This is a genomic window from Hymenobacter chitinivorans DSM 11115 (assembly GCF_002797555.1).
GTDB lineage: Bacteria > Bacteroidota > Bacteroidia > Cytophagales > Hymenobacteraceae > Hymenobacter > Hymenobacter chitinivorans.
In genome coordinates, this window is record NZ_PGFA01000005.1 from 167,585 (window position 1) to 188,791 (window position 21,207).

At 60.5% G+C, this 21,207-nt stretch carries 18 protein-coding genes; 8 read left to right on the forward strand and 10 right to left on the reverse strand.

Features of this window, described 5'->3' with window-relative positions; genetic code table 11:
* Positions 1-2: 2 nt before the first annotated feature.
* The 9 genes from CLV45_RS23370 to CLV45_RS23410 form a co-directional block, all read right to left on the reverse strand.
* Positions 3-1,121, reverse strand: coding sequence for a hypothetical protein (locus CLV45_RS23370; RefSeq protein WP_100338921.1), 1,119 nt, complete (start codon positions 1,119-1,121; stop codon positions 3-5).
* A 112-nt stretch (positions 1,122-1,233) separates the two neighbouring features.
* Positions 1,234-1,890: a CoA transferase subunit B gene (locus CLV45_RS23375; RefSeq protein ID WP_100338922.1), complete on the reverse strand. Its 657-nt coding sequence runs from the start codon at positions 1,888-1,890 to the stop codon at positions 1,234-1,236.
* 118 nt (positions 1,891-2,008) lie between these two features.
* The gene (locus CLV45_RS23380; RefSeq protein ID WP_100338923.1) at positions 2,009-2,707 is read right to left on the reverse strand and encodes a CoA transferase subunit A; all 699 of its coding nucleotides are present in this window, start codon (positions 2,705-2,707) and stop codon (positions 2,009-2,011) included.
* 284 nt (positions 2,708-2,991) lie between these two features.
* The gene (locus CLV45_RS23385) at positions 2,992-3,945 is read right to left on the reverse strand and encodes a bifunctional riboflavin kinase/FAD synthetase (RefSeq protein WP_100338924.1); all 954 of its coding nucleotides are present in this window, start codon (positions 3,943-3,945) and stop codon (positions 2,992-2,994) included.
* A 53-nt stretch (positions 3,946-3,998) separates the two neighbouring features.
* Complete coding sequence (gene truB / locus CLV45_RS23390; protein ID WP_100338925.1) at positions 3,999-4,826, reverse strand: tRNA pseudouridine(55) synthase TruB; 828 nt, start codon at positions 4,824-4,826, stop codon at positions 3,999-4,001.
* Complete coding sequence (locus CLV45_RS23395; protein ID WP_100338926.1) at positions 4,823-5,611, reverse strand: undecaprenyl-diphosphate phosphatase; 789 nt, start codon at positions 5,609-5,611, stop codon at positions 4,823-4,825. Before CLV45_RS23395 ends, truB begins: the two co-directional genes overlap by 4 nt.
* A complete protein-coding gene (locus CLV45_RS23400; RefSeq protein WP_100338927.1) occupies positions 5,612-5,938 on the reverse strand; it encodes a DUF3098 domain-containing protein in 327 nt (108 codons plus the stop codon). It lies immediately after the preceding gene.
* Between the two features lie 95 nt (positions 5,939-6,033).
* Positions 6,034-6,927 carry a cell division protein FtsX gene (locus CLV45_RS23405; RefSeq protein WP_100338928.1) on the reverse strand — a complete coding sequence of 298 codons (894 nt, stop codon included), beginning with the start codon at positions 6,925-6,927 and terminating at the stop codon, positions 6,034-6,036.
* A 90-nt stretch (positions 6,928-7,017) separates the two neighbouring features.
* A complete protein-coding gene (locus CLV45_RS23410) occupies positions 7,018-11,622 on the reverse strand; it encodes a translocation/assembly module TamB domain-containing protein (RefSeq protein WP_100338929.1) in 4,605 nt (1,534 codons plus the stop codon).
* A gap of 238 nt (positions 11,623-11,860) precedes the next feature.
* On the opposite strand from CLV45_RS23410, the gene tsaD reads away from it, so the two are divergent.
* The 6 genes from tsaD to CLV45_RS23440 all read left to right on the forward strand — a co-directional run bounded on the left by tsaD (position 11,861) and on the right by CLV45_RS23440 (position 17,925).
* The gene (gene tsaD, locus CLV45_RS23415) at positions 11,861-12,871 is read left to right on the forward strand and encodes a tRNA (adenosine(37)-N6)-threonylcarbamoyltransferase complex transferase subunit TsaD (RefSeq protein ID WP_100339061.1); all 1,011 of its coding nucleotides are present in this window, start codon (positions 11,861-11,863) and stop codon (positions 12,869-12,871) included.
* Between the two features lie 200 nt (positions 12,872-13,071).
* A complete protein-coding gene (gene smpB / locus CLV45_RS23420) occupies positions 13,072-13,545 on the forward strand; it encodes an SsrA-binding protein SmpB (RefSeq protein ID WP_100338930.1) in 474 nt (157 codons plus the stop codon).
* Positions 13,546-13,709: 164 nt separating this feature from the next.
* On the forward strand, positions 13,710-14,510 hold the full coding sequence (locus CLV45_RS23425; RefSeq protein ID WP_245882974.1) for a C40 family peptidase: 801 nt from the start codon (positions 13,710-13,712) through the stop codon (positions 14,508-14,510).
* 347 nt (positions 14,511-14,857) lie between these two features.
* Complete coding sequence (locus tag CLV45_RS23430) at positions 14,858-15,355, forward strand: HNH endonuclease (RefSeq protein ID WP_100338931.1); 498 nt, start codon at positions 14,858-14,860, stop codon at positions 15,353-15,355.
* Positions 15,356-15,616: 261 nt separating this feature from the next.
* The gene (locus CLV45_RS23435; RefSeq protein WP_100338932.1) at positions 15,617-16,684 is read left to right on the forward strand and encodes a fatty acid desaturase family protein; all 1,068 of its coding nucleotides are present in this window, start codon (positions 15,617-15,619) and stop codon (positions 16,682-16,684) included.
* Positions 16,685-16,857: 173 nt separating this feature from the next.
* Positions 16,858-17,925 (forward strand): fatty acid desaturase family protein, encoded by a 1,068-nt coding sequence (locus CLV45_RS23440; RefSeq protein WP_100338933.1) that lies wholly within the window; start codon positions 16,858-16,860, stop codon positions 17,923-17,925.
* A gap of 83 nt (positions 17,926-18,008) precedes the next feature.
* On the opposite strand, the gene CLV45_RS23445 is transcribed toward CLV45_RS23440, so the two are convergent.
* Positions 18,009-18,881, reverse strand: a complete 873-nt coding sequence (locus tag CLV45_RS23445; RefSeq protein WP_100338934.1) for an alpha/beta fold hydrolase — start codon at positions 18,879-18,881, stop codon at positions 18,009-18,011.
* Between the two features lie 469 nt (positions 18,882-19,350).
* Here CLV45_RS23445 and CLV45_RS23450 point away from each other — a divergent pair, with 469 nt between their 5' ends.
* The gene (locus CLV45_RS23450; protein ID WP_100338935.1) at positions 19,351-20,100 is read left to right on the forward strand and encodes a class I SAM-dependent methyltransferase; all 750 of its coding nucleotides are present in this window, start codon (positions 19,351-19,353) and stop codon (positions 20,098-20,100) included.
* Positions 20,101-20,120: 20 nt separating this feature from the next.
* Positions 20,121-21,095 (forward strand): glycosyltransferase family 2 protein, encoded by a 975-nt coding sequence (locus CLV45_RS23455; protein ID WP_100338936.1) that lies wholly within the window; start codon positions 20,121-20,123, stop codon positions 21,093-21,095.
* Positions 21,096-21,207 lie beyond the last annotated feature (112 nt).

A 21,207-nucleotide genomic window follows, 5' to 3' on the forward strand; every position in this document is an offset into this window, starting at 1 on the left:
GGCTACTGGCGCACGAGCCGCCGCACCACCGTGCCCTCACGGGTGCCGATACAAAGCAGGGCCGAGCCGCGGAAGGTGCCAAAGGCCGCGGCCGGCACCACTACCGGCGCACCGGTGGCCGTGAGTTGGCGCTCAAACAGCAGGCGGCCGGCCAAATCGGTGGCCCGGAGCGTGAGGGGCCCGGCGGGTACCCGCACGGAGAGCGGCTCACCTGCCGCGGCGGGGTTGGGGTAAGCAGCTACGGCGGCCAGGGTAGCATTCGGAGTGCGGCTCAGCACCAGGCGGCGGTATACGTCGCGGTACTGCACGGCCGTCACCGTTTCCGCACCCCCGATTTCCTGGGTCGTAATGGTGAGCAGAGGCACGTGGTGATTTTTGGCCAGCCACTTGTACTCCCGCGTGACGGGCACCGCGAAGCCCAGGCCGGGCGCGCCGCCGATGGCAATACTGTCGTGGTCGAGGAGCTTGCTCACCACCCGGATGGTTTGAAACGTGCCGAAGGGCGTGGTGAGCGTGCCCCAGGCATCTACCTTGTTTACGCGCTTGCGCTTGCGGTTCAGATAGCCGGTAGCGGCGGCCGCAGTGGGCGTTTCAAAAAACGACTGACTCGAATCGGGTACACTGGCGTAGCTGAGCGGAAAGCGGTAAATAACGTCCTGCTCGGCGGTGCTGCGGTACGTCACGGGCACGGTGAGGCCGGCCAGCGTGCCGCCAAAGCCCACCGAGCGGTAGTCCTGCACGGTTGCCGTAGCAGCTGCTACGGCGTAAAACTGGTAGGGGTCGGTGATGGGAAACAGGCCTGTGGCGGCTACCGGCAGGGGCTCGGGGGCGGCCACCGTGGCCCGGTTCGGGCCGGCAAAAGCCCCGAAGGAAAGCTGGTAGATGGGCGCCGTGGCACTGACGGCTACGTAGCGGTCCACGGTTTGGGCCGTGGGCAGCAGGCCGGCGTAATTCCACGTTTGGTTGGCCCCGCGTTGGTTTAGGGGCGGGGCACTGGCTGGCAGCGCCGCGACCTGGCTCAGGCGCAGTGAGTCGACGGGCACCTGGGTAGTTACGGCTGGCATGTCGGTGCGGGTAATGATGGGCGACACCTGGGCCCGAGCCGGAGCAACTGCCAGCATAAGCCCGGCGGTCAACAAAGAGTAAAACGTAGGGCGCATAGGCAGCGGCTGCGGGGCGTAAAGAGAAAGTTTCCTTCCAAGATACGCCCCGCAGCGCGGACCTGCCAACGTTTTACAGGCTCATCTCCGGCACGCCGCTTTCGGGAATCACCAGCTTGCCGGCCGTAGCCGCTTGAATCTGCTCCACCGTTACGCCCGGGGCCCGCTCGCGCAGCACGAAGCCGTCGGGCGTCACGTCGAGCACGGCCAGCTCGGTTACGATTTTCTTCACGCAGCGCAGGCCCGTGATGGGCAGGGTGCAGGCGGGCAGCAACTTGCTGCTGCCGTCTTTGGCCACGTGCTGCATGGCCACGATGATATTCTTGGCCGAGGCCACCAAATCCATGGCGCCGCCCATGCCTTTTACCATTTTGCCCGGAATCTTCCAGTTGGCAATATCCCCGTTTTCGGACACCTCCATGGCCCCCAGGATGGTCAGATCCACGTGCTCCCCGCGAATCATGCCGAAGGAGTCGGCCGAGCTGAAGAGGCTGGAGCCGGGCAGGGTCGTCACGGTTTGCTTGCCGGCGTTGATCAGGTCGGGGTCCACCTGGTCGTCGGTGGGGAAGGGGCCCATGCCGAGCAGGCCGTTTTCGCTCTGCAGCTCCACGTTGATGCCCTCGGGAATGTAGTTGGCCACCAGCGTCGGAATGCCGATACCGAGGTTGACGTAGGAGTTGTCTTTTACTTCCTGGGCTATTCGTTTGGCAATGCCGTGTTTGTCAAGCATGATGTTAAGGTGGTGAATTGCTAATGTGAAACTGTGGGAAAGGATTAGGGAAAAGATGCTGGAACGTGGGGCCGGCCACTAGCCCTTAGCACATCAGCACATTTCTCACATTCGCACATTAGGTTGGTCGGACCGTGCGTTGCTCGATGCGCTTTTCGTAGTCTTTGCCCTGGAAAATGCGCTGCACGAAGATGCCGGGGGTGTGAATCTGGTTGGGGTCCAGCTCACCGGCCGGTACCAGCTCTTCTACTTCGGCCACGGTGATTTTGCCGGCCGTGGCCATCATCGGGTTGAAGTTGCGGGCCGTGCCCTTGTAAATCAGGTTGCCGGCCGTGTCGCCCTTCCAGGCCTTGACGAAGGCAAAATCGGCGTGCAGGGCGGTTTCGAGCAGGTACATCTTGCCGTTGAACTCCCGGCTTTCCTTGCCTTCACCCACCTCGGTGCCATAGCCGGCCGGGGTATAGAAGGCGGGGATGCCCGCGCCACCGGCCCGGCACCGCTCGGCCAGCGTGCCCTGCGGAATCAGCTCTACTTCCAGCTCGCCCGAGAGCAGCTGCCGCTCAAACTCGGCATTCTCGCCCACGTAGCTCGAAATCATCTTGCGGACTTGCTTGGTTTGCAGCATCAGGCCAATGCCGAAGTCGTCGACGCCGGCGTTGTTGCTGATGCAGGTCAGATTTTTGACGCCCCGGCGCAGGATTTCCTGAATCGAGTTTTCGGGAATGCCGCACAGGCCGAAGCCGCCGAGCATCAGGGTCATGCCGTCGGTGAGGCCGTGCAGGGCCGCCTGGGCATCGGCTACTACTTTGTTGATCATGGGGTGGGAAAGGAGGGTTTGCGGGTCGAAAATAGCAAGATGCCCGGGAACTGAAGCCGCCCGGTCCGCTGAGAAGCAAACTAGGCCGGCATTCCTATCTATCATCCTGCACATTCCGCGCATGAAGCGGAGGCGAAGGTCCTTTCTCGTCTGAGTGACAAGCCTGCTTAAATGCCAAATCCCTTTCCGGGCGGCGCGGGAAAGGGATTTGGCATTTAAGCAGGCCGTCTTGGGCTAGGTGAGGAAGGTCCTGTGCTTTGCTCAGGATGACAGAATAAACAAGGTCAGCCGCCGACCAAGTGCTGGCGGGCATCCTCGGCGTCTTTGGCCAGCTGGGCTTTGAGCTCGTCGAGGCCGTTGAACTTCTGCTCGTCGCGCAGGCGGGCTACCAGCTGCACGGTCAGGGGCTGGTCGTACAAGTCGCCGTCGAAGTCGAGCAGGTGAGTTTCGATGGTCTGGTCGAGGTTGCCGGCCACGGTGGGGCGCACCCCGATGTTGAGCATGGCCTGGTGGTGGGTGCCGGCGGCCGTGGTGGCCATGACGGCGTACACGCCCCGGGCGGGCACCAGCTTCAAGGGTTCCTCCACTTGCATGTTGGCCGTGGGGAAGCCGATGGTGCGGCCCAGCTGCTTGCCCCGCACCACGGTGCCGGTGAGCGGGTAGCTGTAGCCCAGGTAGCGGTTGGCCGTCAGCACGTCGCCGGCCTGCAGGGCCCGGCGGATGCGGGTGCTGCTCACGGCCAGGGCGTCCACGTCCTCGCGCGGAATTTCCTCTACTTCCAGGCCGTAGCGGTCGGCGTGCTGGCGCAGGTGCTCAAAGCTGCCCTCCCGGTTTTTGCCGAAGCGGTGGTCGTAGCCAATCACCAGCTTACGAGCCCCGACGGTGTCGAGTAGAATCTGCTGGATGTACTGCTCCGAGGTCAGCTCCGAAAATTCCTTAGTAAAGGGCACGATGAGCAGGTAATCCACCCCGAAGTCGGCCAGTTGCTGGGTGCGCTCTTCCAGCGAGGAAAGCAGCTGAATGTTCAGGGGCTGGGGGTGAGTCAGGGGCGGCTCGAGCACCAGGCGGGGGTGGGGCCAGTAGGTAATGACCACCGAAGGGCCGCCGGTGTGCCGGGCTACTTCCAGCAGGCGGCGCAAAATCTTCTGGTGGCCCAGGTGCACGCCGTCGAAAGTGCCGGTAGTAACGGTGGCATTGCCGAGGTGAGGAAACTGCGCCGGGTCGTGAAAGACTTCCATCTGCGGTGAATGAGTGAAGCGGTGAATGAGCAAAGTCTCGCCCGGGTAGCTGTTTACGAAGCCGGGGCGGCCGGGTCTGAGTCGGGCGCCGGATTGGTCTGGGCCTGATAATACTCCAGGCCGGCGCGGGGCTCGGGGCGGCGGGCTTTGGCCGGGCGCGGTGGGCGGCTGGCCTCACCCTCGGGCCGCGGTGGGCGCAGGGCTTCCAGGGTTTCCATCGTCAGGGCATCTTCCACGCGGTATTCCCCGATGCGGGTGCGCACGAGCTTGGTCAGGTGGGCCCCGCAGCCCAGGTGCTGGCCAAAGTCGCGGGCCAGGCTGCGGATGTAGGTGCCCTTGGTGCACACCACCCGGAAGTGCACGTCGGGCAGCGCTATGCCGGTCAGCTCAAACTCCTTGATGGTGACTTCCTTGGACTTTATTTCGGCCGTGTCGCCGCGGCGAGCCACCTCGTAGGCCCGCTCCCCGTTGATTTTGACGGCCGAGTACAGCGGCGGCGTCTGCTGAATCGGGCCGGTAAAGGCCCGGGCGGCTTCCTGGAGCTGTTCGGGCGTGATATGCGCGTAGGGCAGCTCGGCATCCACCGGGGTTTCCAGGTCGAACGAGGGCGTGGTCTGGCCCAGGCGGAAGGTGCCGGTGTACTCTTTTTCATGGGCCTGAATCAAGTCAATCTGCTTGGTTTTCTTGCCCGTGCACAAGATCAGCAGGCCGGTAGCCAGCGGGTCGAGGGTGCCGGCGTGGCCAATTTTCTTGATGCGCAGCGTGTTCTTGACCTTGCGCACCACGTCGAACGAGGTCCAGGTCAGGGGCTTGTCGAGCAGCAGCACCTCACCGGCTTCGAAGTCGAACCGGCGTTGTTGGGGCGTCTCTTCCGAGCTCATATTAATTGCAGATTAATGCCCAAGGCAATCATTACCAGAATGGTGATGCCCACGATGATGCGGTAGAGGCCAAAGGCGCGGAAGCCAAACTTCGACACGAAGTTCACGAACGACTTCACGGCCAGCAGGGCCACGATAAAGGCTACCACGTTGCCGAAGGCCAGCACTTTCAGGTCGCCGGCCACGGGGGCGTTGACCTTGTAGGTTTTGTACATCTCGTAGGCCGTAATCACGAACATGGTAGGCACGGCCAGCAAAAAGGAAAAGTCGGCGGCCGAGCGGCGGTCGAAGCCCTGGGCCAGACCACCCACGATGGTAGCCGCCGAGCGCGACACGCCGGGCACCAGGGCCAGGCACTGAAACAAGCCGATTTTGAGAGCCTGCAGCGTGCTCGGCGTGGTTACCTGCTTGCGCGACTCACTAAACCAGCGGTCCACGAACAAGAGCACGATGCCGCCCACCACCAGTGAGGAAGCCACCACCGTCACGCTTTTGAGCAGCTCGGCAATGACGTCCTTGAGCAGAAAGCCCAGCAGGCCAAAGGGCACGAAGGCCACGGCCAGCTTCACGTAGAAGTCGAAGCTCTGCAGGAAGCGGCGCCAGTAGAGCACCACCACCGACAGAATAGCGCCGAATTGAATGGAGGTAATGTAGGTTTCAGTAAAGGGCAATTGGCCGATACCCAACAGGTTGGCCACGATAATCATGTGGCCGGTGCTGGAAACGGGTAAAAACTCGGTTAAGCCTTCGACAATAGCCAGAATCAGGGCGTGCCAGTAGTTCATTTAGGAACGCTTGTAGGTAGGAGCCGTGGGAGCGGGAGCCACCGGTGCGGCGGGAGCACTCGGCTGCGGCGTGGTTTCGGCGCGGGTAACGGTGTCGGTAGCCACGGGCGCGGCGTCGCCGGGCTTGGCCATAATGGCCCAGAACTCGATAATAAAGCCCACGGCCAGCAGAATCGGGCCCAGGGTGATGCCCAGGAACCCTTCGCCGTAATCGGCTGAGTCCAGGGTCATGGTGATGAAGCCGGCGGCCAGAATAGCCAGCCCGAGCCACATCAGGCGGTAGTTGCGCTTGCCGAAGGCAAAGCGGGGAGTTTGCGTGGGTTCCATGGTTAGTTGTTAGTTGCTGGTTGTCAGTTGTTAGGTTGTTTTGCTGGTCGGCTCTGTTCTAACAACTGACAACCAGCAACTAACAACTAGAAAAATCAATATAAATCGTCGAGCGACATGCCCAGGTACTTGCGCACGGCGCGGTAGGAACTCAGAAAGCCAATGCCACAGCCCAGCAGCACCATGCCCACCATCAGGCCGGCAATCAGGCGCTCGTCGCGCAGCAGGCGCAGCTCTTCCAGCTGCAGGTAGGCGTATTGGAGCAGGGCCAGCAGCAGCAGCGCGGCAATGGTGCCGCTGGCAAAGCCCTGCCAGGTAGCCCGCCGCAGAAAGGGCCGTTGGATGAAAAACGAGGTGGCGCCCACCAGTTGCATGCTCCGAATCAGGAAGCGCTGCGAGAACAGGGCCAGCTTGATGGTGTTGTTGATGAGCACCGTTACCACCAGCGTCAGAACCAGGGCAAAGCCCAGCAGCACCAGACTAATTTTGCGCAGATTCTTGTTGACCGAGTCGATAAAGCTCTGCACGTATTCCACCTCGTACACGCCCGGCTCGGCCCGCAGCTCCTGCACGATGCGCCGCATCTGGGTCGAATCGGTATACTCGGCGCTGATTTTCAGTAGGTAAGCGTCCCGCAGCGGATTATCACCCAGGAACTGCACGGCGTCTTCGCCGGTCTGGTCCAGAAACTGCTTGGCGCCTTCTTCCTTCGACAGGAACCGCACCTGGGGCTGGTCATTCTTGTAGGCCACGTACTTTTTGCGGCTCAAATCCTGCTGCAGGCGCAGCAGCTGGGTTTCCGGCAGGTCCCGGTCGAGGTAGACCTGCATTTCAATGTTTTCCTTGACCAGGTTGCTCAGCTTGTGGGCGTGAATCAGCAACAGGCCAAACAAACCGATGACCAGTAAGGACAGCGTGATGCTGAACACCACCATCAGGTGCGGGTAGCTACCAAGCTTTTTCTTACGAGTCGGGCGGTTTTGGGCCATGCGGCAAAGGTAAGGTTGATTGGTGATTGTTGGGAGTTGATTGTTATTGTTCGATGTCCAACAAGCATCAATCAACAAGCAGCCTCAGAATTACAGGACCGTGCGCGGGTCGTCGTCCACGTTGAGCACCTCGCGGGCCTTGCGGGCGGCGGCGGCGCGGCGGCTTAGGCGCTTGCGCGAAAACAGCTCCCGGAAGGAGTCGAACTGCTCGGTGTTGACCAAGCTGACGCCGGCCCGGGCCTGGTTGGTCAGCGCCGACTCGTCGGCGCTGAAGTCGCGGGGCGTGGTTTCGTAGCGCAGTTTGGCCCGGAATTTCCCGTCGGGCCGCAGGTAGTATTCCAGGCTCAGGTCGCCGAGCAGGGAGGCCTGGCCAGTCGTATTACCAGTGCCCGTGCCCGTACCGGTGCCGGTGCCATTCGTGGCGGCGCCGTTGTTGAAACCACCTTCCCGAGTCACGCGCAGGCGGCCGTTGAGGAAGCTGTAGCTCAGGCGTACCTGCAGAGCCTGGAGCTGCTCGGCCGACAAGCCGTTGATGTTGAAGTCGATTTCCAGGTTCTGGTCAATCTGGGAGGTGAGCAAGCCCAGCTGGGTGCTCAGAATCTGGCCCAGACTATTTTGGACCGTGTTGTCGTTGCCGCGCAGGCTGATCTGGGTAAACTGGCCGGGCGGGGAAAGCTGCTTGAATACCAGCAGGCTGAATACCTGACGGTTGAGCTCCTGCTCGTCGTTGCGAAGCGAGGAAGTAAAGGCCGTCAGGTCGCCTTCCAGGGACGAGGGCGCGTCGTTGAACTCCAGGCTCAGGCGAATTACGGGCAGCAGCAGCGGGCCGGTCAGGTTCATTACGGCCGTCACCGGCACCACGGCCCGGCTGTTGAGGGCGGCCTGGCCCAGAATCGGGGCCAGGGACGTGCGCTGGGTGTAGGCCGCCGTGACGTTCATCTCGCCGGCCAGCGGGTCGCCGTTCCAGGAAATAGTGCCCCCGGGCCGCACCACGAATTCCTTGTTGATGAGACCCTGAAGGGTGAAGTTGTAGGCCCCGCGCACAATCTCAATCTGTCCGAACATGTTGAAGTCGCCGCGGGTGTCGATGTTGAGGCGCAGCTGCCCGGCCGCCGAGCCCCGGATAATGTCGCCGGTGCTTTCGTCGAGCAGAATTTCCACGTAGGCGTCGGGCGTCACGTCCAGGTTCATGTTCAGGCGCAGGCCCGACAAGTCAATCTTGCCCTCCGAGGCCGTGGGCACTTTCACGGTCGTCGTGGTGTCGCGCAGGTTGCGGTTCACAAACTTGATGTAGTTAGCCTGCTCGGCTTTGGCGGCGTTATCGAGCGGCAAGGACAGGCGGGTGCCGGCGTCGCTGCGGGCCCGTACGTTCACCACCAGGTTGTCGGAGGGCCCGAAGATTACCGCGTTGCCGGTGGCATAGGCCGTGCCGAAGTACAGCTCGTTGTCTTTGCGGGTCGTGTTGAGCACCAGCAGGCGGGTGAAGTCGGCCCGCAAGCCCAGGCGCATGTTCTTAAAGCCCTGGTGGAAAATGTTGCCGTCGAGCACGCCGGTATTGCCCAGCGGGTCGCGCAGCTTGATTTCCCGGAAGTTGATGCGGTCCTCACCGAAGCGGATCCGGTCGGAGAAGGTGTAGGTGGTGCCCAGGTAGATAAAGGTGAGCTTGCCGTTGGTCACGTCCACGTTGCCAATCAGGTTGGGCGCGGCCAGGCGGCCGGTCAGGCGCAGGGTGCCCGCGGCCGTGCCGCCCATGTCCTTGAAGAGGAAGTTGAGCAGGGGCTCGGCCAGCTTCACGGGGGCATTGTCGAGCACGGCGGTCAGGTTGAGCTGCTGCTCCTTGGCCTGGGGCGCGTAAGTACCGGCCACGCGCACCACCCGCTGCTGGTCGCGCAGCACGTCGGCATCCACCAGCAGCTGCCCGTTGCGGTTGTTCCACTCGCTGCTGCCGCGCACGTTGCCAATCAGCACCTTATCAAACTGCAGGGAGTCGATGCCCAGGGTGCTGTTGATTTTCAGGGGGCCGTACACCCCGCTGATGGTACCGGCGGCATTTACCCGGCCGGCAATATCCTGGTTGGTCAGGGAGTTGAGCGTGGTCAGGTCCAGATCCTTGACGGCCAACTGCAGCTGCTTGCTGGGGTCGGTCGACAGAAAGCCCTGGGCGCTGATGCTCTGCGGGCCGTTGCTGAGCGTGAAGTTCTGGATGTTGAATTCCTTGCCCCCGCCCGAAATGATGACCGAGTTGTCGGCGGCAATGTTCCAGTCCTTTCCCAGCAGGTTCACGCCCGACTGCCGGAAGACAATCTGCACGGCTTCGGGCAAAAAGGCCAACGAACCGTTGATGGCGGCCTTGTTGGTGGTGTTGGTTTGGGCCAGGGAAGTGGAGAAGTTGATGCGCTCCTGGTCCCAGACGCCTTCCACATAGAACTTCTCGGTGTTGCCCAGGCCCGGCAGCACCTGCCGCTCGGAGGTAATGTTGGCCTGGGCCAGCACCTCGGGCTTATAGGGCAGCTTGCTGGTGTTGAATTCGAAGTCGGTATTCACGGCCCGCACACTGTCGTACTGAATGCCATTGAAGTGGCCGGCCAGGGAGAAAATCGACGTTGGGCCGTTGCGGAAGGAGCCCTCGATGCGGGAGAAGTCGGACAGCGTGAGGCTGGGCACAAACAGCTGGAGCACCGGGTTGGCCTGCTTCAGGTACAAGTCCAGGGCAATCTGGTAGTCGGCAATGGGGCGCTGCTGCTTGCGGCGGTAGTAGCTGGCAATGGCCGCGTCGTTGCTTTCAAAGTTGAGCTGGTACTCGGTCAGCAGGGTTTGCACGTCGCGGGCCACGGTGCTGAAGTGGAAGTTGCCGTCGGCCGTCAGGTTGAGCACTTCCGAGCGGACCGTCACGCGGCGCTGGGCTCCGGTGCGCTGGCTCACCACGTCCAGCGTGTCGATGGGCACGGTGCGGCCGGCGAAGCTCAGGCGGGAGTTGCGCAGAATGATGCGCCCAATCAGGTCGTCGAGCTTGAGGCCCTCGAATTTCACGTCGGCGGTGGTAGCCACCACCACGCTTTGCTTGGTCAGGCCCAGGGCCCGCAGGTCGGCGCGCCGCACCCGGGCCTTCACGTCGAAAGCTTGCCGGGCCTTGTTCAGGTCGATGGTGCCGTTGGCGTCAATCTGCAGGTTAGGGTCATTCACGGCCAGCTTGCCAGCAAACGACTGGCGGCTGAACTGCCCGTTGGTGGTGATGTTGCGGAAGCGGTAGCCGTTGAGCCAGATGCTTTGCACGCTGGCATTGGCCTTGAGCCGGGCCCGCTCGGGCGTAAAGCCCACGCCTTCGACCCGGCCGTTCATGGTAATGTCGCGCACCATCGTTTCGTCGCCGAGCAGCTTGCCCAGCTGGAAAGCGGTGGTCTTGACCTCGCCTTCGTAGGTGGAGTAGGCCGGGTCATTTTTGAACTTGATATTCACGTCGGAGACGACGTCACCGAGGGCCGTGCGGAAGGCGCCGTTGGCCACAAAGTCGTTGTAGAAGCCCAGAAACTGCCCGTTGAGCCGTACCGTGCCCAGACGGGCCACGTAGGGCCAGCCCGAGGCCGGAATGTAGCGCCGGATGTCGCGCCCGTCAATAACGGAGGGTTTGAGGCGCATTTCCACGAAGCTTTCCTTCAGGTTGGGCAGGCCCTGCACGTTGATGTTGCCCCGCACCCGGGTGTTGCGGCCGTAGACGACGTCCAGGTTCTTGGTCGTGAAATTCTTGACGTAGCCCTTGGCCTCGCCCGAAATCAGCACCGTTTCCTTGAGCTCCCGCATAAAGGGCTGGGGCGCAAACAGGGCAATATCGTCGGAGTACACCCGCGACGAATCCAGGCGGGCCGTGACTTTCACCGAGTCGTTGAAGTCGACGAAGTTGAGGAAGTGCTTGAAGTCGAACTTGACGTAGGGCTTCAGGCGGCTGTTGCCCACCCGCAAATCCAGGCCGGCAAATTCCCAGAACTTGTCAGCATAGGTCATGTTGGCCGTCAGCTCCTTGAGCCGGGTTTTCGACGGCGTGTCCACGGCCCGCAGCCCGTCAATCTGGGCGTGAATCGTGTCGGCCCGCAACCACAGCTGCGACACGTCGCCGTAGATGCTGTCGATGTACATGTGGTCGTAGTCGATGCTGCGGCCGTAGGTGGCGGCCCGGGGCCGGTTGCGCCTATCGAGTACGAAGCGGCCGTTGCGCAGCCCGATTTCCTTGATCTGAAAGTCGAAGGGCTTGGAAACCTTGGTTGTGTCGGAAGGCCCAATCAGGCGCTTGACCGAGGCCAGAAACTGCGACAGGTTGGTAGAATCGGGCTGGTTGGCGTAGGTTATCTGGGCAAAGCGGGGCTCTTCCAGCGTGAGCTTGCCCACGTGCAGGTGGCTGGGGTCGAAGATGGAAAACAGCTCGATGTCGGCGTCGGCCTTGCCAATGTTGAACAGCTCCCCGCCCTGCCGGTCCAGCACCCGCACGCCTTCGAGCACCACCCGCGTAAAGGGTCGCACGTCCACGCGGCCCACGATGACGCGCTGCCCGAGCTTTTCGGTGAGCATGGCGGCGGCGCGGTGGGCCAGGTTGGTTTGCACGCTCGGAATCCGCAGGGCCACTAACGCGCCGCCCACCACCAGCCCCAGGAGCAGGAGCAGGCTCAGCAGAATTTTAAGCGTGATGGAGACGAACCGGGGCACGGAATGGGAACTGGAAAATGTTGGGCTTGCGTACGAAGATGCGGGTTTTAAGTCAATGGCTGCCTGGGCCGCGGCGTAGTTTTCAAAAACCGCGTCGGCGGCGGCCTTCGCTCATTACTAGGAACCGAATCCGGGACAAACAGCGGGGTTACGTGTTTTAAACGACCTTTGTAGTAAAATTATGCAGCCCGCCGCCGTCAACTGGCTGGCCGGGCCGCTTCTAACCTTTCCGATACGCATGCATTCCCCCGTCATTCTGGCCATCGAGTCTTCCTGTGATGATACGTCAGCCGCCGTTATGGCCGGCGGTGAAATCCTGGCCAACGTGGTAGCCACGCAGCAAGTGCACGAACAATACGGCGGCGTGGTGCCCGAGTTGGCCTCGCGCGCCCACCAGCAGCACCTGATTCCGGTGGTGCAGGAGGCGCTGCGCCGGGCAAAGGTAGACAAATCCGCCCTCGACGCGGTGGCTTTCACCCAGGGGCCGGGCCTGCTGGGCTCCTTGCTGGTGGGCAGTATGTTCGCCAAAACCTTCGCCCAGGCCCTGGATAAGCCCCTGATTGCCGTCAACCACATGCGGGCCCACATCCTGGCCCACTTTATCCGGGCCCCGCGGCCGGCGTTTCCGTTTTTGTGCCTGACCGTCAGCGGCGGCCACACCCAGCTCGTCATCGTGCGCAGCCCGATGGACATGCAGGTCATCGGGCAAACTATCGACGACGCGGCCGGGGAGGCCTTCGATAAAACCGCCAAGCTGCTGGGCTTGCCCTATCCCGGCGGCCCCCACCTCGACCGGCAGGCCAAGCTGGGCAACCCCACGCGCTTTCCGTTTCCGGTGGGCGCCATGCCCGGCTACGACTTTTCCTTCAGCGGCTTGAAAACGTCGGTGCTCTACTTTTTGCGCCAGCAAACGGCCCAGAACCCCAACTTCGTGCAGGAAAACCTGGCCGACCTCTGCGCCAGTATTCAGCACACGATTATCCAAACCCTGCTGCGCCAGTTTGTGCGGGCCGCCCAGGATAATGGCCTGACCCAGCTGGCTCTGGCCGGGGGCGTAGCGGCCAACTCCGGCCTGCGCGCCGCCCTGACCGAGCTGGCCGCCGAAAAAGGCTGGGAGGTCTTTATTCCCGACTTCGAGTTCTGCACCGACAACGCCGGCATGGTGGCCATGACGGCCCATTTTCAGTACCAGGCCCAGGACTTTGCCAGCCCGCTTGTCAGCCCCGACCCGCGCCTGAAGCTCACGTAAAGCCGCATAGTTGCGCCTCAATCGTTGCTGAAGTTGCTCAGTACTGCCGTATTATGCATTGTCCATCGTTCAACGGCGAGCCGCAAGTTGGCGTCTCCACCACGTTCTAATGGCCCAAGCCGGCTAATTTGCGTACCTACGCTACTCTATATAGTACCCGCCGCGCGGCTCCGGCTGCGCGGCGGCTTTTGCACCCCATCATGGCCAAACAAAAAGACGATACGCCCAAGCGCGTGAACATCCTGAACCGCCGCGCCAGCTACGAATACAGCTTCCTGGCCAAATACGACGCGGGCATGATGCTACAGGGCACCGAAATCAAAAGCATCCGGGAAGGCAACGTCAACATGCAGGACGGCTTCTGCACCTTCCACCCCGACGGCTCGCTGTGGGTCCACAACCTGAGCATTTCGCAGTACACCCTGGGCACCTACAACAACCACGAGCCCAAGCGGGAGCGGAAGCTGCTGCTCAACAAAAAGGAATTGCGCCAGCTGGCCAATAAAACCCAGGAGCAGGGCGTCACCATTATTCCCGTGCGCCTCTTCGTCAACGACCGGGGCTTTGCCAAGCTCGAAATAGCCCTGGCCAAGGGCAAAAAGCTCTTCGACAAGCGCGACGACATCAAGGCCAAAGACCAGAAGCGCGAAATGGACCGCGCCCGGGAATACTAGGCGAATGAGCGAAGTGGTGAAGGAGTGAAGGCAGTTTTTGCAGCGCTTGTTTGCCTGACTGATATTTAAAGGAGAGCTTCGCGTACGGCTCGCCGAAATAGAAATTTACGTGGGTGAAATACCAGAACGACAACTCACTCATTCACTCATTCACTCATTCCCCCTTGAACCACGGAATCTGCGCGCTGAGCGTCGTGCCGGTGCGGGCCGAGCCTGCGGATAAAGCCGAAATTGTCACCCAGCTGATTTTCGGCGACTGTTACACCGTGCTCATCACCCAGGGCAACTGGCAGCAAATCCGGACCACGGCCGACAACTACGTGGGCTGGATGGACCCCAAGCAGCACCAGCCCGTGACCAGCGAGTACCTGGCCGCCTGGAGCGCCCAGGACCACCCCCGCAGCCTCGACGTGGTGCAGGTGGTGAGCAACGCCCAGGTCCGCATCCCGGTCACCATCGGGGCCCGGCTGCCCTTTTTCGACGGTATGACGCTGCGGGTAGGGGAGGAGACGTACTTCTACAATGGGGCCGCCACCAACCCTCAGAACGGCCACGGCCTGCAGGGCCCCACCGACAAGCGCCTGGCCCTACTGCTCAAAGCCGGCCAGATTTTCCTCAAGGCGCCCTACCTCTGGGGCGGCCGCAGCCTGTTTGGCGTCGACTGCTCGGGCCTGATGCAGCAGCTCTACGGCCTGATTGGGGTGCAGCTCCCCCGCGACGCCCGCCAGCAGATTGACCACGGCCGCACCGTGCACTTCGTGTCCCAGACCCAGCCCGGCGACCTGGCCTTCTTCGACAACGCCGACGGCAACATCATCCACGTGGGCCTGCTTCTCGACGACCAGCAGATTCTGCACGCCAGCGGCGAGGTCCGCATCGACCCCCTCGACCACAACGGCATCTTCAACCGCAAAACCCAGAAGTACACCCACAAGCTCCGCCTCATCAAGCGCATCCTGGATTAATGTGCGAATGTGGTTGAATGTAGCTGATGTGGTTGAATGTATAGAATGTGTCATTGCGAGCGTAGCGAAGCCATCCGTCCTCTGCTAGTGACAAACTTCCTTTTATCAGAAAGCTCTTTACTACACGCGGTAGTAAGGGGCTTTTCGGTTTAGAGAGTTCGGCACATTTCAGCGGACCGATTGCCACGGCTCACGCCTCGCAAGGACACATTTTCCACATTTAGCACATTCTCCACATTCGCACATTAATCCCTCTTTCGCCGGAGGAAACTTAAGCTGGCGGGTATTGTTAATACGCTTAGAATCATCTAGCTTTCGCTGTATCAGATGATCTTTTCACCGAGCGTATGGACCAAAAAGTGCTAGTTCTCAATGGCGACTACACCGCCATTACGCTGTGCAGCGTGCAGAAGGCTTTCGTGCTACTCTTCCTCGACAAAGCCGAGATGATAGCCAAGTCGGACCACGGGGTGCTGCGTACCATTTCTTCTGCCTATCCCAAGCCCAGTATCATTCGCCTGCAGCGCTACGTGCGCGTGCCCTACAAGGGCATTGCCCTAAGCCGGCATAACATTATGAAGCGGGACCATTTCGAGTGCCAGTACTGCGGCTCCACCAAAAACCTCACCCTGGACCACGTGCTGCCCCGGTCCCGCGGCGGCGAGTCGTCGTGGACCAATTTGCTGACGGCCTGTGCCCGCTGCAACCACGCCAAGGGTCACCGCACGCCCTCGGAAGCCGGGCTCACCATCAGGCAGGTGCCCAAGAAACCGACGCTGTCGGGTTTCCTCAGGCTCAGTGCCGGCACCATCGACCAAAATTGGCATGCCTATCTTACTAACTAACGCCGGGAGCAGCAGCTTCCGGCTTTTTTTTGCCCGCGGGGTTTCCCGTAGTGGCCGAAAGGGCGTGTTGTAGGCCGTATATAGTAGGTAGGTTGAATACTGGCGCGGGCTGGCTAACTACCAGATTTGCAGGCGGAAGCTGAAGCTGGCAATGCTTGGGCTGCAGGGCGGAATTGTACAAAATGTGGGCGTGGCGCACCAATTACGGTGCAGCTGCTGTTAAGAGCGGTATCTTTGCAGCAATCCACCCAGCATCAGTTCATGTCAGCAGTACCCAAGTTTGCGGCTTCCCGCTCTTTTCATACCGAGTTAAAAAACCGCATCAACGCCTACTTCGAGGAATCGGGCAAGGAGCAGACGGGCACTGCCAGCCTGTTTGTCAAGGCTATTGTGCTGACCGTGGCCTTTGTGGCCCTGTACGTGCACGTCGTATTCTTTACTCCAACGGCGCTGCTGGCCGTGGTCGAATGTGCCCTGATGGGCGCCGTGGGCTCGGCCATTGGCTTCAACGTGATGCACGACGGGGCCCACGGCTCGTTTAGCAAGTCGAAGTGGATCAATCAGTTTGCCGCCTTTACCCTCAACGTGATGGGCGGCAACAGCTTTATGTGGAACATGAAGCACAACCTGATTCACCACATGTACACCAACGTGGACGGCTTCGACGACGACATCGATGCCCAGCCTTGGCTGCGCCTGAGTGCCACCCAGCCCCGGCACCGCTTTCACCGGTTTCAGCACCTGTACTTCTGGTTTTTCTACGCCCTGCTCTTCATTGCCTGGATTTTCTTCATGGACTACCAGAAGTACTTCAAGGGCAAGATAGGGGAGGTGCCGATTAAGAAAATGACGGCCACCGACCAGGGCGTGTTCTGGGGCTTCAAGGTGCTGCACCTGTTTCTGTTCATGGCTATGCCGATTTACCTGGTCGGCTTTTGGGCTTGGCTGGTAGGTTTTGTCGTGTTTGGCTGCGTGGCCGGCTTCTGCCTGAGCCTCGTGTTCCAGCTGGCCCACACCGTGGAGCACGCCGCCTTCCCCGTGCCGCACGAGACGACTAACAAGCTCGAAGACGAGTGGGCGATTCACCAGATTAAGACGACGGCCAACTTCGCCACCGACAACAAGGTCATCAGCTGGCTGGTGGGCGGGCTGAACTTCCAGGTCGAGCACCACTTGTTTCCCAAGATTTCGCACGTGCACTACCCGGCCATCAGCAAGATCATCAAGCAGATGTGCCAGGAGTTCAACATTGAGTACATCGAGTATCCCAAGATGCGCTACGCCGTGGCCTCCCACGTCTCTTTCCTGCGCCAGATGGGACGGGCCTAAGCTGGTCGAAAAAAAGTGCAAAAGCCGGGCTTTTGCGTTGGTATTGTTGACTTTCGGGTCAAAAGCAGAATAGATATCCGCAAGGTGTGGACGTCAGAATAAGCGCCGCCGGCCTCTTGCCGCGCCGCTGACCCAGGCTCTGAGCCGGGTTGCACAACCCATTTCCCTTGTTGATGTCGCTTCCCAAGTTTGCTCCTCCGCGTAACTTTTACGCCGAGTTACGAGCCCGTACCAACCAATATTTCGAAGAAGCCGGTAAGTCCAGCACTGGTGGCTTCCGCATTGCCGGCAAAGCCCTGCTGCTGACTTCGGCCTTCGTGCTGCTGTACGTGCACCTGGTGTTTTTCACGCCCGCCACGGCCTGGGCCCTGCTGGAGTGCGTGCTGATGGGCGGCGTCATTTCCGCCATCGGCTTCAACGTAATGCACGACGGCGCCCACGGTTCGTTCAGCAACAACAAGTGGCTCAACCACTTTGCGGCCTTTACTCTGAACATCTTGGGTGGTAGCAGCTATATGTGGAACGCCAAGCACAACGTGGTGCACCACATGTACACCAACATCGAAGGTGCCGACGACGACATTGACATCCAACCCTGGATGCGGATGAGCGTGGGGCAGCCCCGCCACAAGCTGCACCGCTTTCAACACCTGTACTTCTGGTTCTTGTACTGCATGCTGTACATTTCCTGGATTTTCGTGATGGATTACCAGAAGTACTTCACCAAGAAAATCGGGGCCATGCCGCTCAAGAAGATGGACACGGCCGACCACCTCATTTTCTGGGGCTTCAAAGTGCTCAACCTCTTCCTCTACATTGCCCTGCCCATCTACACGGTCGGCTTCCTGGGCTGGCTGGCGGGCTTTGCCGTTACCACCTGCTTTGCGGGCTTGGTGCTGAGTTTGGTGTTTCAATTGGCCCACACCGTGGAGCATACGGCTTTCCCGGTACCCCACGAAACCACCGGTAAAATGGAAGACGAGTGGGCCATTCACCAGATCAAGACGACGGCCAACTTCGCCACCGACAACAAGGTCATCAGCTGGCTGGTGGGCGGGCTGAACTTCCAGGTCGAGCACCACTTGTTTCCCAAGATTTCGCACGTGCACTACCCGGCCATCAGCAAGATCATCAAGCAGATGTGCCAGGAGTTCAACATTGAGTACATCGAGTATCCCAAGATGCGCTACGCCGTGGCCTCCCACGTCTCCTTCCTGCGCCAGATGGGACGGGCGGCTTAAGCTTCGGCTGCCGGCTTACGCTACCAAAAAAGGCCCGCTCACAGAGCGGGCCTTTTTTAATTACCTATGATTACAATTGACTTTTAAAAAGACCGGTTGCCAGCCGTGCCTACCTTCGACTGCACGCCGATAAAGTTGAGCAGGTCCTGATTCAGGCGGTCCTTTTCGGTGACGAACAGGCCGTGCGGCGCTCCGTCATACTCGATGTACTGGGCGTGGGGCAGGTACTGGGTCATGCGCTGCCCGCTTACTTTGGCCGGTACGGTTTCGTCGTTGCTGCCGTGAATAACTAAGGTCGGCACCTTGATACTCTGCAGATCCTGGCGGAAATCGGTAGCGGCAAAGGCGTACACGTCCTGCTCCGTGGCCCGGGGCGAGGCAATCTGGCACATAGCCTGCATCCAGTCGAGCGTGGCCTGACTTACGGGGTGGCTCAGGGTGCCCACGCCGAAGAACTGCTTGCCAAACGTGGAGAGGAAATCGAACCGGTCTTTGCGCAGGCCCTCAATCATCTTGTCAAAGTTTTCCTTCGGAGCGCCGTCGGGGTTGTCGTCGGTTTTGAGCAGGAAGGGCGTTACGGCGGCCACGAAGGCCACACGGCCGACGCGGGCCCCACCGTGGCGGCTCATGTAGCGGGCTACTTCGCCGCCACCCATCGAGAAGCCCACCAGCGTCACGTCCTGCAGGTCCAGCTCGTCGAGCACGGCCTTCAGGTCGTCGGCCAGGGTGTCGTACTCGTTGCCTTCCCAGGTTTTGGACGAGTTACCGAAGCCGCGGCGGGTGTAGGCAATAACGCGGTTGCCGTGCTTGGGCAGTTCGGCCAGTTGGTATTCCCACATTTCGTGGGAGGCGGGCCAGCCGTGAATCAAAACCACGGGGTTACCCTGGCCCTGGTCGGTGTAGTGAAGTTTAACGTCGTGGCCATTGGCATCTTTGCCGGCGGTAATGTAGCTCATGGGGCGAAAAATTAGGGAAGTGCAATAAAGGATTAGAGTAGTCAGATACTACTTCTGCTGCGGCCGGGTTATTACGCCAATTCGGCGCTGAGCAGGCCGCAAGCCCCGTTTTCAGACCAACCCCGTGGGGAGGGCGTTAAACCCAGCCGTAGGGCGGGCGAAATAAAATGTGCTGGACAAAATTTTACACACCGTCCCGCCATTACGTTAGGCAAGAAATCATCCATTGGCAGCACTGGCCGGGCCCTTGTTAGGCTACCCGCGCCACTGCTGCCACGGCCGTCCACGTCCGGCCAACGCATGCAATCCTCAGGCAAGAGCTTATCTTTGCTATTTCTCCGGCCCCGCAGGCGGAGGCAGTATTTCTAAACTACCTTTTTGGCCAAGCTGCAACACCCGCATTGGGCAGTTGTCCGGAGCTTGGCCGGGGCTGCTCACCCAGGTGAAATGTCCGGTTTTTTGCGCCCCCATGAATCTTGAATACGAATTAAAGTATCACCAGATCGAAGAAAACTACTGGTGGTTTCAGGCGCGGCGGGACATGGTTTTTCGCTTGATTCAGGATTTACACCTGCCCACTTCGGCGGCCATTCTGGAAATTGGCTGCTCGGGCGGTCCTTTGCTGCAGCGCCTGCGGGGAGCCGGCTACTCTGCCCTTACCGGCATTGATGTTAGCGAAGCCGGCATTGCCGTGGCTCAGCAGCGTGGCATTCCCAACGTTTCCTGCATGGATGGCGCCCAACTCGGTTTTGCCGATGCCTCCTTCGACCTAGTTATTGCCTCCGACGTGCTCGAGCATATCGAGGATGAGGCCCAGGCCCTGCGCGAATGGGCGCGGGTGCTACGCCCCGGCGGCCAGCTGCTGGTATTTGTGCCGGCCTTTCCTTTCTTGTGGGGCAAGCACGACGAAGTTAATCAACACTTCCGGCGCTACACGAAAAGCCAGCTGGCGCAGGGGCTGGTGGGGGCCGGCCTGCGGGTAGAGCGGGGCTCTTACTGGAACGTGGGACTGTTTTTTCCTACGGCCGCCGTGCGCCTGCTCAAACGAGTGCTGCCCGCCGACAACAAGCCCGCCAAGGATGACTTTTTTGCCACTCCGCCTTTGCTCAACAAGCTGCTCAGCGGCTTTATCACGGCCGAAAATCAGCTACTGCAACGCCTCAATGCCCCCGTTGGCGTGAGCGTATTTGCCCTGGCTCGCAAGCTGCCGGCTGCCTAATCACTCCATTTCGCACTACTGTGGATCTATCCGTCGTCATTCCGATTTACAACGAGGAAACGAACCTGTCTGCCCTGAATACCCGCCTGACGGCCGTACTGAATACCCTGCCCCTGCAGGCGGAAATTATCTACGTCAACGATGGGTCGCAGGATAAGTCCCTGGAACTGATGCGCCACTTGGCCGCCCACGACCCGCGCGTGCATTACGTGAACTTCAGTCGCAACTTCGGGCACCAGATTGCCATTACCGCCGGTCTGGATATCTGCTCGGGCGCGGCAGTTGTGGTAATGGATGGCGACCTGCAGGACCCGCCCGAGCTGATTCCCGAGCTTTACGCCAAGTTGCAGGAGGGCTATGAGGTGGTGTACGCCAAGCGCCGCTCCCGGCAGGGCGAAAGTGCCGTAAAAAAGCTGACGGCCAAGTTTTTCTACCGCCTGCTGGCTCGTATTACATCCGTCAATATCCCGCTCGATACCGGGGACTTTCGCATTGTTTCGCGCAAAGTGGTGCGGGCCCTCAAGCAGATGCCGGAGCAGAACAAGTTTATCCGGGGCCAGATTTCCTGGATTGGCTACCGTCAGACCTTCCTGGAATTCGACCGGTCGGAGCGGGCCGGGGGTACGCCGGGCTACACCTACAGCAAGCTGATTCGGCTGGCTATGGATGGCATTACCTCGTTCTCCGACCTGCCGCTACGCATTGCCTCAATTGGCGGTTTTGCCGTGTCGGGAGTGGCCTTCGCCGTGATGCTGTACGCCGTGTACGCCCGCTTTTTTATGCAAAACTACGGCGTGGGCTGGCCTTCTTTAATGGTGAGCGTGCTGTTTCTGGGCGGCGTACAGCTCATGGCCATTGGTATCATCGGCGAGTATATCGCGCGGCTGGGGGCTAATTCCCGGCAGCGCCCCCTCTACATCATCGACGATACGGACCTGGCCGAGGAAGGCTCCGAGTATTTCGGCCGTCCACCCCAGCTTAACCCCCGGGGCTAATTGGCCGATTAGGGCCGGCATGCGGAATTACCAAACCGGACTGCCTACTTTGTAGCGTGGTTTGCTCTGTTGCCACTCCCTTAGTACTACCTCCTCAAAACCGTTGCTTGTT

Excerpts from the sequence above, each read along its gene's own strand:
- CLV45_RS23370 (WP_100338921.1), bottom strand. The coding sequence starts at position 1,121 with ATGCTGGCAGTTGCTCCGGCTCGGGCCCAGGTGTCGCCCATCATTACC.
- CLV45_RS23375 (WP_100338922.1), bottom strand. The coding sequence starts at position 1,890 with ATGCTTGACAAACACGGCATTGCCAAACGAATAGCCCAGGAAGTAAAA.
- CLV45_RS23380 (WP_100338923.1), bottom strand. The coding sequence starts at position 2,707 with ATGATCAACAAAGTAGTAGCCGATGCCCAGGCGGCCCTGCACGGCCTC.
- CLV45_RS23385 (WP_100338924.1), bottom strand. The coding sequence starts at position 3,945 with ATGGAAGTCTTTCACGACCCGGCGCAGTTTCCTCACCTCGGCAATGCC.
- truB (WP_100338925.1), bottom strand. The coding sequence starts at position 4,826 with ATGAGCTCGGAAGAGACGCCCCAACAACGCCGGTTCGACTTCGAAGCC.
- CLV45_RS23395 (WP_100338926.1), bottom strand. The coding sequence starts at position 5,611 with ATGAACTACTGGCACGCCCTGATTCTGGCTATTGTCGAAGGCTTAACC.
- CLV45_RS23400 (WP_100338927.1), bottom strand. The coding sequence starts at position 5,938 with ATGGAACCCACGCAAACTCCCCGCTTTGCCTTCGGCAAGCGCAACTAC.
- CLV45_RS23405 (WP_100338928.1), bottom strand. The coding sequence starts at position 6,927 with ATGGCCCAAAACCGCCCGACTCGTAAGAAAAAGCTTGGTAGCTACCCG.
- tsaD (WP_100339061.1), top strand. The coding sequence starts at position 11,861 with ATGCATTCCCCCGTCATTCTGGCCATCGAGTCTTCCTGTGATGATACG.
- smpB (WP_100338930.1), top strand. The coding sequence starts at position 13,072 with ATGGCCAAACAAAAAGACGATACGCCCAAGCGCGTGAACATCCTGAAC.
- CLV45_RS23430 (WP_100338931.1), top strand. The coding sequence starts at position 14,858 with ATGGACCAAAAAGTGCTAGTTCTCAATGGCGACTACACCGCCATTACG.
- CLV45_RS23435 (WP_100338932.1), top strand. The coding sequence starts at position 15,617 with ATGTCAGCAGTACCCAAGTTTGCGGCTTCCCGCTCTTTTCATACCGAG.
- CLV45_RS23440 (WP_100338933.1), top strand. The coding sequence starts at position 16,858 with ATGTCGCTTCCCAAGTTTGCTCCTCCGCGTAACTTTTACGCCGAGTTA.
- CLV45_RS23445 (WP_100338934.1), bottom strand. The coding sequence starts at position 18,881 with ATGAGCTACATTACCGCCGGCAAAGATGCCAATGGCCACGACGTTAAA.
- CLV45_RS23450 (WP_100338935.1), top strand. The coding sequence starts at position 19,351 with ATGAATCTTGAATACGAATTAAAGTATCACCAGATCGAAGAAAACTAC.